The sequence below is a fragment of the Novosphingobium sp. BL-S-20 genome, from assembly GCF_055521635.1.
The window spans coordinates 3033920-3048093 of sequence record NZ_CM145494.1 but is presented as its reverse complement, the minus strand read 5'-3'; the positions used below and the strand labels follow the sequence as shown (position 1 = coordinate 3048093).

The following is a 14174-nucleotide window of genomic DNA, read 5'->3' as shown; positions in this document are numbered from 1 at the left end:
TCGTAATAGATATCATCTATGATCGATCAATATCTCTTGCGCTATTTCCTGGCCGTGGCTGAAACCGGCAATTTCAGCCGGGCGGCGCGCAGCGTGGCCGTCACCCAGCCGACGCTTTCGGCGGGAATCGCCAAGCTGGAACGCGAACTGGGCGCGCGGTTGTTCGACAGGGATCGCCAGCGCGTCGCCCTGACCCCGGCTGGCAGCCGCTTCCTCGTCCGCGCCCGCCGCATCGCCGCCGAATACGAACACGCGCTGGTCGAACTGGCGGAACCGGCCGAGCCGAGCCTGCTGCGCGTGGGGGTGCTGAATACAATTCCGACGACGCTGATCGGCCGGGCTCTGGCCGAGCATGGCGCCGAGGGTTCCGGCGAGGCGCTCGAACTGCTCGACGGCAGCGAGCGCGATCTGGTCGAGCGGCTGGAGCGCGGGCGGATCGATGTGGCCCTTACCGTCGTTCGCCCCCACCACGTGCGCTACCAGCCCGAAGTCCTCGCCCGCGAGCGCTACATGATGGTCCTGCCGCTCGATCACCCGCTGGCCGCAGAACGCGAGATTCTCGCCGAACAACTCGCGCAGGACCGCATGGTGCTACGCCGTCACTGCGAGGCCCTGCCGGAGATCAACCGCTTCTTCACCCAGCGCGGCGTCCGCCCGCGTTTCGTGCTCAAGACGACGAGCGACGAGCGGGTGCTCTCGGTGATCCGCAGCGGCGCGGGCATCGGCATGATGCCGGAGGGCTTCGCGGACGGTTCGGTGCGCTTCGTTCCGGTGCGCGATTTCGAACTCGTGCGCGAGGTGGGCTTCCTTCACGGCGCAGGCCCGCGGCAAAGCGCCTTCCTTGACATCCTGCGGCGCCACTATCCCCCCGCGTGAATGGAAAAGCCCGCCCGGTCTTGCGACCGGACGGGCTTTCCTGAACTGCGACCTCCAGGGTGGGTGAGAGAGGCCGCCGTTCCTCCTGGATCAGAAGTTGGCGGTGAAGCCGACGAAGATCGTGCGGCCCAGCGCGTCGTAGACGCCCGGATAGGTGTTGCCGTTGCCGAACGACTGCAGCAGGCCCGAGTCGAGAACCGGCGGGTCCTTGTCGAACATGTTGTTCACGCCTGCGCGCAGGGTGAAGCGCTTGTCGATAGCCTGGGTCAGCGACAGGTCGAAGTAGTTGTAGGCACCGATCTTGCGGTTCACGATCGTCTTGTCCGCCGCCAGCAGCGGGTTGTCGGTCAGGCTCGACAGCTTGGTGCCGCCGATGTGGCGCCAGGACAGCGAGACGGTCGTGTCGGTCGGCGTCATCCACGAAAGGCGCGCGACATGGCGCCATTCGGGGGTCGGCTGGCCGCAGGTGTAGCCGTAGAGGCCCTTGCAGTCATACGAGCCGCCGCCGGGGACCGGCTGGGAAACCTGTTCGATCAGGTAGGTGCCCACGAGGCCCAGATTGATGCTGCCCAGGTTGGCCACATCGAAGGTGTAGTCGGCGTTGACGTCGATGCCCGAGGTCTTGAGGTAGCCCGTGTTCATCGTCGTCGAGATGATGTAGCCCGAGGTCTGGCCGAAGATCTGGCCCGAACGCGGATCGCGGACGAACAGGTTGCAGAAGTACGGATCACCCGTGGTCGCGCACTGGCCCATGATCAGCGAAGGCGCGATCGAGCCGATGTAGTCCTTCACCTTGATGTTGTAGTAATCGACCGACAGCGAGAAGCGGCGCAGCGCCTTCGGCGTCAGGACGGCACCGATCGTGTAGGTGTCGGCGGTTTCGGGCTTCAGCGCGATATTGCCGCCGCCAAGGCCGGAGCACTGGTCGGACGGGCATTCCGGGATGCTGCCGTACTGGGCCGCGGTCACGCCGGTGAGCTGGCAGACTTCGAGCGAGGCGCTGGGGTTTTCTCCGGCGCAGGGATCGGTGCCGTTGACATTGCCGACCGACTGCGAGGCGAAGAGTTCGGCCACGTTGGGTGCGCGGATGGCGCGGTTGTAGCTGGCGCGGATACGCAGGTCGTCGACCGGTGCCCACGAGATTTCGCCCTTGTAGGTCCACACGTTGTAGCCCGACTTGATGCCGGTCGAATTCTGCTTGTTGTCGTAGGACGAATAGCGCAGGCCGCCGTTGATCGTCAGCGAGCGGAAGAACGGCTTGTTCTCGATCAGCGGAATCTCGATTTCGCCGAAGGCCTCGGTCACGGCGATGATGCCGTCGGAAGGCAGGGTGCCGTTCTGCTGCGCGACTTCGTCGGCAGTGAACTTCAGCGTCTCGCGGCGGCGTTCGAGGCCCAGCGCGATGCCGACGCCGGAGTCGGCCCAGGGCACGGTCACGCCGAGCTGGCCGAGGTCGCCGGTCAGCGAGCCGGAGAGCACGCCCAGCGAGTTGCGCGAGGCGGTGTTGCTGTCCTGGAACAGATAGGCGGCCTGTTCGGCGGTGACGCCGTTGGGCTGGAAGACGTTGATCGGGATGCAGTTCGGATCGGTGCCGTCGATGACCGAGCGGCAGGTCGGCACGCCGTTGACGTCGACGACGTTGAGCGCGCGGCCGGCCTTCACCTGGTTCACGTCGTTGAGGTAGGTCTCCTTGAACTTGACCAGGGAGTACATGTAGTTGACGTCGTAGCTGAAGCCGCTGCCGAGATCGCCGCGCAGACCTGCCGAATAGCGGTAGTCGTTGAAGCGCAGGTTGTCGCGGCGCGGGGCCACGGCGGTTCGGTAGCCGACATTGGTGTCCGCGGTGGTGTCGGTGCCTGCTGCCGAGCCGCAGATCGCCTGAAGCTGGGCGGCGCTGGCCAGCGGGTTGTTGCACGAGACCGCGAAGGCGGTGCCGAACCAGATGCCCGACGGCGCGACCTGAGAGAAGGTCTGGTCGTGCATGTACATGAAGCTGCCGTAGAGTTCGGCCGCCTTGCTGAATTCGTAGTGCGCGAAACCGCCCGCCGTGATGCGCTCGTCAGAACGCTGGAAGTAGTTGTCGGGCGCGTAGTTGTACGAATAGGACGCATCGTAGGGCACCAGCGTGCCGCTGCCGTCGCGGTTGTTGATCAGCGTCTTGCCCTTGTACGGGCTGAGGTCCGAAAGCGGGATGAACGAGCCGTAGGGCGTGTTGCTGGAACCGCCGCAGAACAGCTCGTCAAGGCCCGAAGTCGCGGAGGACGCGCGGTCCTGCAGGGCGCAGGCCGAGACGTCGCGGCTCGACTGGCGCACCGGGCTGAAGTGGCGGTAGCCGCCGTAGACGGTGATGTTGCCGCGGCCGTCGGCAAAGTTCTTGCCTGCCGCAACGGTCACGTCCTGCTTGCCGCCGTCGATGACCGAAGACGATGCCGGGTCATAGCCGGAGGCGCGCTGCATGGCGCGCAGCGAGCTGTTGTTGTTGCTGTGCTGGGCGAAGCCGGTCTGTGCGTCGATGCGGACGCCGTCGAGATCCTTCTTGAGGACGAAGTTGACGACACCCGAAAGCGCGTCCGAACCGTAGACCGCCGAGGCACCGCCCGAGACGACGTCGACACGCTCGACCAGCGCGCTGGGGATGAAGGAGAGGTTGATCGCCTGCGAGGGCATCAGGCGCTGACCGTCGAGCAGGGTCAGCACGCGGTTCGACCCGAGGTTGCGCAAGTTGATCTTGGAGGTGCCGTCGGAACCGTTCGAAACGTTCTCGTTGGCATCGGCGGTGAACTGCGGGAGGCGGTTCAGAACCTGCTCGACGGTGGTCGCGCCCTGATAGCGGAACTCGTCGGAACCGACGATGGTCTGCGGGCTGTTGCTGGTCAGGTCAGGGCGCTTGATGCGGGTGCCGGTGACCACGATGTCGTTGGCGACACCGCCATCGGCCGGAGCCGCTTCCTGAGCCTGTGCCGTGCCCGCGACAATCGCGACAAGCGCGGCTGCGCAATAAAATTTCGTACGATGACCCCTCATGGGCGTAACTCCCTTTTGATTACGCCAACCTTGCGTCACATTTCCTTCATTGTCAAATATCGTATACGAAATATCGTATTGAAGTGAAATTGTTGTAAACCACGTGAAGCCGCGCATTTCCGCATGTCGAGCGGATGCGGGAGAACGTTTTCACATGAAGGTGATGCAATGGTGCCACTGCGTCGGAAGGCGCAGACCGAATCGCCGCTCGGCCTGTACGCGAGCAGCAGGCAGGCATGCGCGATCGGCTCCGGCAAAGGCGGAGCGGCAAGATATCGATGTTGTCTGGAAAATGGTGGGCGGTGAGGGGCTCGAACCCCCGACCCTCTCGGTGTAAACGAGATGCTCTACCAACTGAGCTAACCGCCCTGAGCCTCCCGGTGGGGTGGCTTGGTTGAGGCCGCTTTACGGCAAATCGTCGCCGGGTCAACCGGCGACGATGCTAATTCTGCGGGTTCTTCGAACTTTGCCCTGATGTAAAAGCCCTACCAGTCGAACCAGCGGCGCTGGCGCCGGACGGCGGGAGTGACGATGCCGGGCGAGGTGGTCTCGACATAGGCCGGTGCGGTGCGCTCTTCGGCAATGGCGTCGGCGCGGGCTTCCGCGCGGGCGGCGCGCAGTTCGGCGTCGCGGATGCGGTCTTCGGCATTGCGGGCTTCCAGTTCGCCGCGGCGCTCGCGGGCGATCGCGTAGTAGTGGCTCCACATCTGGCTATGCGCGAAGGCGAGGCACAGGCCGCCGATGATCGCGACGTTCTTCAGCGCCATGATCTGCTGCATCGGATCGGTGAACTTGTTGTGGAAGAACAGGATCGTGGCGGCAACGAATCCTATGAGCAGCACCGACACCAGCCGCACCATGAATCCTGCGGCGAGGCAGAGGCCCGCGAGCAGCTCGAACAGGCCGGTCGGGATCGCAAGACCGCCCGGTAGGCCTGTGGCGACGATCATGCTCTCGGTAGAGGCGACGTCCATCAGCTTGGAGGCGCCGGAAATCACGAAGATCAGGGCGATCAGAAAACGCCCGACAATGGCTGCGATCTTGGACATGTCTTCTCTCCCGACATGGCTTTCATGCCGGGAGAAGCGGACATATCGTGGGATTGTTCCCTAGAGCCGGGGCAGGGTGACGCCGCGCTGGCCCATGTACTTGCCCGCGCGGTCGGCATAGCTCGTCTCGCAAGGCTCGTTGCCCTTGAGGAACAGGAACTGGCAGGCGCCTTCGTTGGCGTAGATCTTGGCGGGCAGCGGCGTCGTGTTGGAGAATTCCAGCGTGACATGGCCTTCCCAGCCCGGCTCCAGCGGAGTGACGTTCACGATGATGCCGCAGCGGGCATACGTGCTCTTGCCCAGGCAGATGACCAGAACGTCGCGCGGTACCCGGAAATATTCGACCGTGCGGGCCAGCGCGAAGGAATTGGGCGGGATCACGCAGACGTCGGTCTCGCGGTCCACGAAGGAATTGCTCGCGAAGTCCTTGGGATCGACAACCGCCGAATCGACATTGGTGAAGATCTTGAACTCACGCGCGACGCGGGCGTCGTAGCCGTAGGACGAGAGGCCGTAGGAAATGCATCCGTCACGGCGCTGGGCCTCGACGAAGGGCTCGATCATTCCGTTTTCGAGCGCCTGCTCGCGGATCCACTTGTCGCTCAGAATAGACATGGCTGCGGTGATTGCCGATGCAACGGGCGGGAGCAAGTCCGCAGCGCGAGATTGTCCACGATGGATCACGGGGCTTGCGCGCAATTAATTTCCCGCGAAGGCGGCATCACGACAGGATCGCACATCAACCTTTCCCCCTGTATGGTGTGCCGTGATCGCTGTAGCCCTGAAGATGATGTCGCTTTTCGTGCTGATGGCTCTGTCCACGGCTCCGAAAACGAGCCTGCGGGGGCGTATCTGGCATCAGGGGCTGGTCGCACCTCTGGCGCGGCGCCTGCTGAAAATCACCCGAGGGCACGTGCTGCTGACGGTCGGCATCGGGGGTTTTCTGGCCTTCGTGACCTGGCTCATCGGTGCGGAGGGATGGCATATCTCGGAGATGGCGCTGCCCGAACTGGCGACATGGGCGATGACGTTCGAGATATCGACTCTGCTCGATGCGATGGCGGCGGTGATGATCGTGTCCGCCACCGTGCGGGTGAGGGTTGGCGTGACCTTGGCGGCTGGGCTGCTGCGTAGATGCCTCGGTACGGTCTCGCGAAGGGCGGGCCGGGCACGCAAGGAACCGGCGGCTCGAAGGCGTCCGGCCAACGACGATGACGGGCCTGCGGAAAGCCGGTGGCAGGATGTACAGCGACAGGCCGCCTGAAAAGAACGCGGCGCGGAACGCCTTTTAATTTCAGCATTAACGACTCGCTGCTATGCCCGGCAGCATGACCGCTCAAACTCGCATTCTCGTCGTCTTCGGCACGCGTCCGGAAGCGATCAAGCTGTTTCCGGTGATCCATGCGCTAAAGGCAGATCCGCGCTTCGAATGCGTGGTTTGCGTCTCGGCGCAGCATCGCCAGATGCTCGACCAGGTGCTGGAGATCGCCGGGATCGTGCCCGATCACGATCTCGACGTGATGCAGCCGGACCAGACGCTCGACGCGCTGACCGCCAACCTGCTCACCGGGCTGGGCAAGGTGATGGACGCGGCACGGCCCGACCGGGTGATCGTGCAGGGCGATACCGCCACGGCCATGGCGGGGGCGCTGGCGGCCTATTACCGCAAGCTACCGGTCGACCATGTCGAGGCGGGGCTGCGCTCGGGCAATATCTACCACCCCTGGCCGGAGGAAGTGAATCGCAAGATCATCGGTTCCATGGCCAGCCTGCACTTCGCGCCCACCGAAACCTCGCGCAATGCGCTGGTGAAGGAGAACGTCGATCCCGCGCGCGTCCATGTCACCGGCAATACCGTGATCGATGCGCTGCACTGGGTCACGGCCGAGATCGAGCGGGAGCCGGCGCTCGCTGCCGGGCTGGCCGAACTCGAAGCGCGGTTCGCGGGCAAGCGGATCATCGGCGTGACCAGCCACCGCCGCGAGAACTTCGGCGAGGGCATGGAGCAGATCGCCGAGGCCATCCGCCGGATCGCCGAGCGCCCCGATACCGCGGTGATTTTCCCGGTCCACCTCAACCCCAATGTGCGCAAGGTGATGAACGAGCGGCTGTCCGGCCTCGACAATGTGGCGCTGATCGAACCGCTCGACTATCCGCATTTCGCGCGGCTGCTGGCAATCGCCGAAGTGATGCTGACCGATTCGGGCGGGGTGCAGGAAGAGGCGCCTGCGCTGGGCAAGCCGGTGCTGGTCATGCGCGAGACCACCGAGCGACCCGAAGGGGTCGCCGCCGGGACCGCGAAGCTGGTGGGAACCTCTGCCGAGACGATCGTTTCCGAAATATCAACCTTGCTGGATGATAGAGAGGCCTACGAGGCCATGGCGCGCGCCCACAATCCCTTCGGGGACGGGCAGACCTCGCGCCGAATCGTGGAGTTGCTTGCCGATGAAATCCGACACCAAGCCTGACGTCTGCGTGGTGGGGCTGGGCTATATCGGCCTGCCCACCGCCGCCGTGATCGCCCGTGCCGGGTGCCGGGTGCTGGGTCTCGACGTTTCGCAAAGCGTCGTCGACACCATCAACCGGGGCGAGATCCATATCGAGGAAGTCGATCTCGACGGTCTCGTGCAGGGCGTCGTCTCGCGCGGGCTGCTTTCGGCCTCGACGCAGATCGCGCCCGCCGACGTGTTCGTGATCGCGGTGCCGACGCCGTTCGAAAAGGGCGAGGGCGGCGAGCATGCGCCGGACATCTCCTATGTGCTGGCGGCGGGGCGCTCGGTCGCGGCCGTGCTCAAGGCGGGCGACGTGGTGATCCTCGAATCGACCTCGCCGGTCGGCACCACCGAGCAATTGCGCGACCTCATCGCCGAATTGCGGCCGGACCTGAAGATTCCCGGCCTCACCCGCGACACGCCGGACGTTTCCATCGCCTATTGCCCCGAGCGCGTGCTGCCCGGCCGCATCCTTGAGGAACTGACCAACAACGACCGCTCGATCGGCGGCATCACTCCGCGCTGCGCCCGCAAGGCGCTGGCCTTTTACAAGCGCTTCGTGCGCGGCGAATGCGTGACTACCGATGCCCGCTCGGCGGAAATGACCAAGCTGGTCGAGAACGCCTATCGCGACGTCAACATCGCTTTCGCCAACGAGCTGTCGATGGTGGCGGACCGCATGGGGCTGGACGTGTGGGAAGTGATCCGCCTCGCCAACCGCCATCCGCGCGTCAATATCCTGACGCCGGGGCCGGGCGTCGGCGGGCACTGCATCGCCGTCGATCCCTGGTTCATCGTCCACGGCGCGCCGGAGGAGACCCCGCTGATCCGCACCGCGCGCGGCGTCAACGACCGCAAGATGAGCCATGTCATCGCCCGCGCCGAAGCGCTGGTGGAGGCCGATCCGCAGGCGAAAGTCGCCTGCCTCGGCCTCGCCTTCAAGGCCAATATCGACGATTTCCGCGAGAGTCCGGCGCGTTTCGTCGCCAGCCGCCTCGCCCGCAAGTTCGGCAGCCGCATCCATGTGGTGGAGCCTTATGCGGCGCAGCTGCCGATCGAGTTCACCGATACCGGCGCCGTCCAGATCGACATCGACGATGCGCTGGAGACTTGCGAAATCCTGATCGTCCTGGTCGACCACGACGTGTTCCGCGTGGTGCCGCTGGCTGAGCGGGCGACCAAGCTGGTCTACGATACCCGCGGCATCTGGCCGGATCAGCCGCGCGTCGTGCGCGACGAGGAAGCCCGGCTGGCGCTCACCGCCTGACGGCAGGCGGTAACGTTTCCGGCCCCCGCGTCAGCAGGGGCCGGGAGAGCCTTACTTGCAGACCTTCACCTTCCTGCTGTGCTGGACGACATAACGGCAGGAAACCTTCTTGTGCGCGGTCTTCCTGACCGTGGTCTGGCGATGCGTGGTCTTCTTGACGACCGCAGGCTTGTGCGAAGCGGTGGGGTGCGGATTGGGCTGCGCCGATGCGGCTCCGGCTCCAAACGTTGCGAGCGCGAGGGCGGCGAGCAGGGCAGTGCTGGTCTTCATGATAGGGATTCTCGATTTTCACATTCGGGCGGCCTTGCGGCCACAGCGTCGCACCCGCTGTCCGGCGAGCAAAGCACGAATGCGGCTGAAGTTGCGGTGAACGGAAGCTAGATTTCGGCCTTCAGCAGGCCACCACGTTGATGGCGAGGCCGCCTTGGCTGGTTTCCTTGTACTTGCTGGACATGTCGAGCCCGGTCTGGCGCATCGTCTCGATCACCTGATCGAGCGAGACGCGCGGGGTCTCGCCTGCATGGAGCGCCAGTTTCGCGGCATTGACCGCCTTCACCGAGGCGATGGCATTGCGTTCGATGCAGGGGATCTGCACCAGCCCGCCGACCGGGTCGCAGGTGAGGCCGAGGTTGTGCTCCATGCCGATTTCCGCCGCTGCGCAGACCTGCTCGGGCGTGCCGCCCCAGACCGCCGCGAGGCCCGCCGCCGCCATCGAGCAGGCCACGCCCACTTCGCCCTGACAGCCCATTTCCGCGCCCGAGATCGAGGCGCGCTGCTTGTAGAGCAGGCCGATCCCGGCAGCGGTCAGCAGATAGCGCCGCGCTTTCGAGGGCACGGCCTTGCGGCCTTCGCTGCAATATTGCCGCAGCAGCGAGGGCACGATGCCCGCCGCACCGTTGGTGGGGGCGGTGACCACCCGGCCGCCGCTGGCGTTCTCCTCGTTCACCGCCATGGCGTAGAGGTTGAGCCAGTCCATCAGGGTCTCGGCCTGGTTGTCCTGCGGGCGCGAGATCAGGTTCTGGTGAATCGCGCGGGCGCGGCGGCGCACCTTGAGCGCGCCCGGCAGCAGGCCCTCGCGTTCGAGGCCGCTGTCGATGCACTGGTTCATGGCATCGGCGATCATGTCCAGCCCGGCGAAAGTCTCGTCCTCCGGCCGCCGCGCCGCCTCGTTGGCGAGCATGACCCCGGCGATGTCGAGGCCGCTTGTCGCGCAGACCTCCAGCAGCTGCGCGCCCGAACCGAAAGGCCAGGCGACCGGCGGGCCATGCGTGACCTGATCGTCCGGGGCGGGCTGTTCGAGCTGGTGGCGGCTGGAGAAGAAGCCGCCGCCGGTCGAGAAATATTCGTGCCGGGCGATCTCGCCGCCCTCAACATCGAAGGCGGTCAGGACCATGCCGTTGGGGTGGAGGTCGGGGATATGATCGAAGTCGAGCACGAGGTCGGCCTTGGGATCAAAGGCGATCTCGCGGCGACCGAGCAGGGTGATTCGCCCGGATGCGCGGACTTCGGCAGCGGCGGCATGGGCCTCGCCGGGATCGGCGGTCTCGGGCTGGAAGCCGATCAGGCCCATCAGGCAGGCGTCGGGCGTGCCGTGGCCTTCGCCGGTCAGGGCCAGCGAGCCTTGCAGTTCGACGAGAACGCGGGCGATCCGGTCGAAATGCCCGGCGTCGTCCAGAATCTGAAGAAAGCGCGCGGCGATTCGCATCGGCCCCACGGTGTGCGAACTCGAAGGGCCGAGGCCGATACGGAACAGGTCGAGAGCGGAGATCAAAGGGCGGACTCACGCATGACTGCGGGGAAGGGCACTGCAAACTCTCCGAATGACGACCAGACAGCGTGGATTGGCAGACAGCGTGGATAGGCATCGCCCGGGCGGATGCAATGGCTCTGTGAGGCAAAACCGCCGGGACTTAGGCCGGTGCGGCAAAATCGCCGCAGGTCGGGCGTGGATCAGGTGCCGAGCAGATGCAGGGCGACCTGTCGCCGGTGCGCCATGCGGCGGTGCTCGGCAAGGTAGATGCCCTGCCAGGTTCCGAGCGTCAGGCGCCCGCCGATCACCGGAATCGAGAGGTTCACGCCGGTCAGCACGGCCTTGAGGTGGGCGGGCATGTCGTCCGGGCCTTCGTCGTCATGGGCGTAGTGACGGCCTTCGGGCGCGAGCCGGTCTAGCCAGTCGAGCAGGTCGCTGCGCACCTCGCGCGCGGCGTTCTCCTGGATCAGCAGCGAGGCGGAGGTATGGCGGCACAGCAGGGTGAGCAGGCCTTCCGCGATCCCGGTCCCATGCTGCCATGCGGCGACTTCGCGGGTGATATCGGTAAGGCCCCTGCCGGGGGTGTCGAAGGAGAGGATGGTGACGGCCTGTTTCATCAGGCCTTTCTGGACCGCCTGCGGAAAGGCATCAATGACGCGAAATCGTGCCCCAAAGGCCACGAATTCGGCCTTGACGTAATGGTAAGGGGGTGGAAAAAGCCTCTCTTCACCGCTTCCACCGATCTTTTGCGGGGGTGCCGATTGACCTGTCGGATTCGCGGATTTCTGCGCTTTTCAGCCCCTTTGCCGACAGCAGTGGGGCACTTTTTGCGCATGCCGGAGTGTACTGGCGATTGATCTACCCATATCTGCCGCGTATTGCCCCGCACTGCGGCGGGCCCGACAGGCCAGCGCGGAGCACGTCGCACACAGAGATCGTTCGGTCGCACGGGGCGCAGGAAAGCAGGCCCTGAACACGGCGCCCGGAGGGTCCAACAGGCGAGCCCGGACTCACCGGGCCGCACGAGATTCACGCAAGGGTTCGTCATGAGTTGGCTTAGCAAGGTACGCAATTCCCTCGGGAGCCTGAAGAAACGGGATACGCCCGACAACCTGTGGACCAAGTGTCGCGGGTGCGGCGAAATGCTGTTCACCAAGGAGTTCGAGGACAATCTGTCGGTCTGCCCGCGCTGCCAGTTCCATGGCCGCATCGGCGCGCAGGAACGCTTCGACCAGCTGCTTGACGCCGGTTATTCGGTGCTGCCCGCCGCACGGGTCCCCGAAAACCCGCTGAACTTCCGCGACAGCAAGAAGTATTCCGACCGCATCAAGGCCGCCCGCGCCGCCAATCCCTTCCCCGATGCGCTGACCAATGCGCTCGGCGCGATCGAGGGGAAGAAGGTCGTGCTCGGCGTACAGGACTTCGCATTCATGGGCGGCTCGATGGGCATGGCCGTGGGCGAGGCCTTCGTCGAGGCGGTCGAACGCGCCATTGCCGAGAACTGCGGCTATGTGATCTGCACCGCCGCCGGCGGCGCCCGCATGCAGGAGGGTATCCTCTCGCTCATGCAGATGCCCAAGGCGACCGTCGCCATCCGCCGCCTGGCGCGCGCGGGGCTTCCCTATATCGTCGTCCTGACCGATCCCACCACCGGCGGCGTCACCGCCAGCTACGCGATGCTGGGCGACGTCCAGATCGCCGAGCCGGGCGCGCTCATCGGCTTTGCCGGCCAGCGCGTGATCCAGGACACCATCCGCGAAAAACTCCCCGACGGCTTCCAGCGCGCCGAGTACCTCCATGCCCACGGCATGGTCGACATGGTGGTCCACCGCAAGGACCTCAAAGGCACGCTGGCCTCGCTGCTCGAATATCTTGAACGAAAGGAAGTTGCGTGAACATCGACAGCGCGCTGGTACGCGAGCTCGCCGAGCTCCTCGCTGAAACCGGCCTGACCGAAATCGAGGTCGAAGACGGCGAACGCAAGATCAAGGTCACCCGTCAGGTTGCGCAGCAGATCGTTGCCGCCGCACCGGGCCTGCCCTATGCCGCTGCTCCGGCAGCCGCGCCCGTCGCTGCTGCGCCGGTTGCCGAAGCCGCGCCTGCCGCCGCTCCGGTCGATGCGGTCAAGTCGCCGATGGTCGGCACCGTCTACCTCGCTCCCGAGCCCACCGCGCCGAACTTCATCAGCGTCGGTCAGCAGGTCAAGGCCGGCGACGTGCTGGTGATCGTCGAGGCGATGAAGGTCATGAACCAGATCGTTGCCCCCAAGGCCGGTACGATCCAGTCCATCCTCGTCGACAACCAGCAGCCGGTCGAATTCGACCAGCCGCTCGTCGTGATCGCCTGAGGGTCGTAATCTGATGGCCATCAAGCGCCTCCTGATTGCCAACCGCGGCGAGATCGCGCTGCGCATCCACCGCGCCGCGCGCGAGATGGGCATCGAGACCGTCGCGGTCCACTCGACCGCCGACGCCGACGCCATGCATGTGCGCCTTGCCGACCACGCGGTCTGCATCGGCCCGCCGGCGGCGAAGGATTCGTATCTCAACGTCGCGGCGATCATCGCCGCCGCCGAGATCACCCATGCCGACGCGATCCACCCCGGCTACGGCTTCCTCTCCGAGAATGCCCAGTTCGCCGAGATCGTCGAGGCGCACGGCCTGATCTGGGTCGGCCCCAAGCCCGAGCACATCCGCACGATGGGCGACAAGGTGGAAGCCAAGCGCTCCGCTGGGGCGCTCGGCCTGCCGCTGGTTCCGGGTTCGGACGGTGCGATCGAGGACTTTGCCGAAGCGCGCGATCTGGCCGAGACGATCGGATATCCGGTCATCATCAAGGCCGCTTCGGGCGGCGGCGGCCGCGGCATGAAGGTCGTGAACACGGCCGAGGAACTCGAAAGCCAGATGGGCCAGGCCCGTTCGGAGGCGAAGGCCGCCTTCGGCGACGCCACCGTCTACATGGAAAAGTACCTCGGCAACCCGCGCCATATCGAATTCCAGATCTTCGGTGACGGCAAGGGCGAGGCGGTTCACCTGGGTGAGCGCGACTGCTCGCTGCAGCGCCGCCACCAGAAGGTGCTGGAAGAAGCGCCTTCGCCGGTCATCACCCCCGAAGAGCGCGACCGCATGGGCGGCATCGTCTCGAAGGCCATGGCCGACATGGGCTATCGCGGTGCGGGCACGATCGAGTTCCTCTGGGAAAACGGCGAGTTCTACTTCATCGAGATGAACACCCGCCTCCAGGTGGAGCATCCGGTGACGGAAGCCATCACCGGCGTCGATCTCGTGCGCGAGCAGATCCGCGTGGCCGATGGCCAGCCGCTCTCGTTCAAGCAGCACGAGATCGAGTTCAAGGGCCACGCCATCGAATGCCGCATCAATGCGGAAGACCCGTGGAACTTCACCCCCTCGCCGGGTCAGGTGACGAACTACCACGCAGCGGGCGGCATGAACGTGCGCGTCGATTCGGGCCTCTACTCGGGTTATCGCATCCCGCCGTACTACGATTCGATGATCGGCAAGCTGATCGTCTCGGGCCGTACGCGCCAGGGCGCGATCATGCGCCTGAAGCGTGCGCTGGAGGAAATGGTGATCGACGGCGTCAAGACCTCGATCCCGCTGCACCAGGCCCTGCTTGAGGACCCCGAGTTCCAGAGCGGCGAATACACGATCAAGTGGCTGGAAGAATGGCTGGCCAAGCGCGCCTCCTGAGGCGCG

13 protein-coding genes and 1 tRNA gene are annotated in these 14174 nt (G+C 65.3%); 7 read left to right on the top strand and 7 right to left on the bottom strand.

Going from position 1 to position 14174, the window contains the following annotated elements:
- Positions 1-18 precede the first annotated feature (18 nt).
- Positions 19-876, top strand: coding sequence for a LysR family transcriptional regulator (locus tag ACZ1II_RS22075; RefSeq protein WP_465145694.1), 858 nt, complete (start codon positions 19-21; stop codon positions 874-876).
- Positions 877-966: 90 nt separating this feature from the next.
- Here ACZ1II_RS22075 and ACZ1II_RS22070 read toward each other — a convergent pair whose 3' ends face one another.
- From ACZ1II_RS22070 to dcd, 4 genes are all read right to left on the bottom strand, one after another.
- Positions 967-3900: a TonB-dependent receptor domain-containing protein gene (locus tag ACZ1II_RS22070; protein WP_465145693.1), complete on the bottom strand. Its 2934-nt coding sequence runs from the start codon at positions 3898-3900 to the stop codon at positions 967-969.
- Between the two features lie 293 nt (positions 3901-4193).
- Positions 4194-4269, bottom strand: a tRNA-Val gene (locus ACZ1II_RS22065).
- Between the two features lie 116 nt (positions 4270-4385).
- Positions 4386-4949 carry a DoxX family protein gene (locus tag ACZ1II_RS22060; protein ID WP_465145692.1) on the bottom strand — a complete coding sequence of 188 codons (564 nt, stop codon included), beginning with the start codon at positions 4947-4949 and terminating at the stop codon, positions 4386-4388.
- 60 nt (positions 4950-5009) lie between these two features.
- Entirely contained in the window at positions 5010-5564 is a 555-nt protein-coding gene (gene dcd / locus ACZ1II_RS22055; protein ID WP_465145691.1) for a dCTP deaminase, read from the bottom strand.
- Positions 5565-5715: 151 nt separating this feature from the next.
- On the opposite strand from dcd, the gene ACZ1II_RS22050 reads away from it, so the two are divergent.
- From ACZ1II_RS22050 to wecC, 3 genes are all read left to right on the top strand, one after another.
- Positions 5716-6213 carry a hypothetical protein gene (locus ACZ1II_RS22050; RefSeq protein ID WP_465145690.1) on the top strand — a complete coding sequence of 166 codons (498 nt, stop codon included), beginning with the start codon at positions 5716-5718 and terminating at the stop codon, positions 6211-6213.
- Positions 6214-6277: 64 nt separating this feature from the next.
- Positions 6278-7417, top strand: coding sequence for a non-hydrolyzing UDP-N-acetylglucosamine 2-epimerase (wecB, locus tag ACZ1II_RS22045; RefSeq protein ID WP_465145689.1), 1140 nt, complete (start codon positions 6278-6280; stop codon positions 7415-7417).
- Positions 7395-8708 (top strand): UDP-N-acetyl-D-mannosamine dehydrogenase, encoded by a 1314-nt coding sequence (wecC, locus tag ACZ1II_RS22040; protein WP_465145688.1) that lies wholly within the window; start codon positions 7395-7397, stop codon positions 8706-8708. The genes wecB and wecC overlap by 23 nt, the downstream gene beginning before the upstream one ends.
- A gap of 51 nt (positions 8709-8759) precedes the next feature.
- On the opposite strand, the gene ACZ1II_RS22035 is transcribed toward wecC, so the two are convergent.
- The 3 genes from ACZ1II_RS22035 to ACZ1II_RS22025 form a co-directional block, all read right to left on the bottom strand.
- Positions 8760-8978 carry a hypothetical protein gene (locus ACZ1II_RS22035; protein ID WP_465145687.1) on the bottom strand — a complete coding sequence of 73 codons (219 nt, stop codon included), beginning with the start codon at positions 8976-8978 and terminating at the stop codon, positions 8760-8762.
- 121 nt (positions 8979-9099) lie between these two features.
- Complete coding sequence (locus ACZ1II_RS22030) at positions 9100-10479, bottom strand: L-serine ammonia-lyase (protein WP_465145686.1); 1380 nt, start codon at positions 10477-10479, stop codon at positions 9100-9102.
- A gap of 179 nt (positions 10480-10658) precedes the next feature.
- Positions 10659-11075 (bottom strand): secondary thiamine-phosphate synthase enzyme YjbQ, encoded by a 417-nt coding sequence (locus ACZ1II_RS22025; protein WP_465145685.1) that lies wholly within the window; start codon positions 11073-11075, stop codon positions 10659-10661.
- 429 nt (positions 11076-11504) lie between these two features.
- On the opposite strand from ACZ1II_RS22025, the gene accD reads away from it, so the two are divergent.
- Genes accD through accC form a run of 3 tightly spaced genes read left to right on the top strand, consistent with a single transcriptional unit; the run spans position 11505 to position 14168 of the window.
- Entirely contained in the window at positions 11505-12353 is an 849-nt protein-coding gene (accD, locus tag ACZ1II_RS22020; protein WP_465145684.1) for an acetyl-CoA carboxylase, carboxyltransferase subunit beta, read from the top strand.
- The gene (accB, locus tag ACZ1II_RS22015) at positions 12350-12805 is read left to right on the top strand and encodes an acetyl-CoA carboxylase biotin carboxyl carrier protein (RefSeq protein ID WP_465145683.1); all 456 of its coding nucleotides are present in this window, start codon (positions 12350-12352) and stop codon (positions 12803-12805) included. The genes accD and accB overlap by 4 nt, the downstream gene beginning before the upstream one ends.
- A gap of 13 nt (positions 12806-12818) precedes the next feature.
- The gene (gene accC, locus ACZ1II_RS22010; protein ID WP_465145682.1) at positions 12819-14168 is read left to right on the top strand and encodes an acetyl-CoA carboxylase biotin carboxylase subunit; all 1350 of its coding nucleotides are present in this window, start codon (positions 12819-12821) and stop codon (positions 14166-14168) included.
- The last annotated feature ends 6 nt before the right edge of the window (positions 14169-14174 follow it).

Coding starts and splice junctions, on each gene's coding strand:
- ACZ1II_RS22075 (WP_465145694.1), top strand. CDS start 19: ATGATCGATCAATATCTCTTGCGCTATTTCCTGGCCGTGGCTGAAACC.
- ACZ1II_RS22070 (WP_465145693.1), bottom strand. CDS start 3,900: ATGAGGGGTCATCGTACGAAATTTTATTGCGCAGCCGCGCTTGTCGCG.
- ACZ1II_RS22060 (WP_465145692.1), bottom strand. CDS start 4,949: ATGTCCAAGATCGCAGCCATTGTCGGGCGTTTTCTGATCGCCCTGATC.
- dcd (WP_465145691.1), bottom strand. CDS start 5,564: ATGTCTATTCTGAGCGACAAGTGGATCCGCGAGCAGGCGCTCGAAAAC.
- wecB (WP_465145689.1), top strand. CDS start 6,278: ATGACCGCTCAAACTCGCATTCTCGTCGTCTTCGGCACGCGTCCGGAA.
- wecC (WP_465145688.1), top strand. CDS start 7,395: ATGAAATCCGACACCAAGCCTGACGTCTGCGTGGTGGGGCTGGGCTAT.
- ACZ1II_RS22035 (WP_465145687.1), bottom strand. CDS start 8,978: ATGAAGACCAGCACTGCCCTGCTCGCCGCCCTCGCGCTCGCAACGTTT.
- ACZ1II_RS22025 (WP_465145685.1), bottom strand. CDS start 11,075: ATGAAACAGGCCGTCACCATCCTCTCCTTCGACACCCCCGGCAGGGGC.
- accD (WP_465145684.1), top strand. CDS start 11,505: ATGAGTTGGCTTAGCAAGGTACGCAATTCCCTCGGGAGCCTGAAGAAA.
- accC (WP_465145682.1), top strand. CDS start 12,819: ATGGCCATCAAGCGCCTCCTGATTGCCAACCGCGGCGAGATCGCGCTG.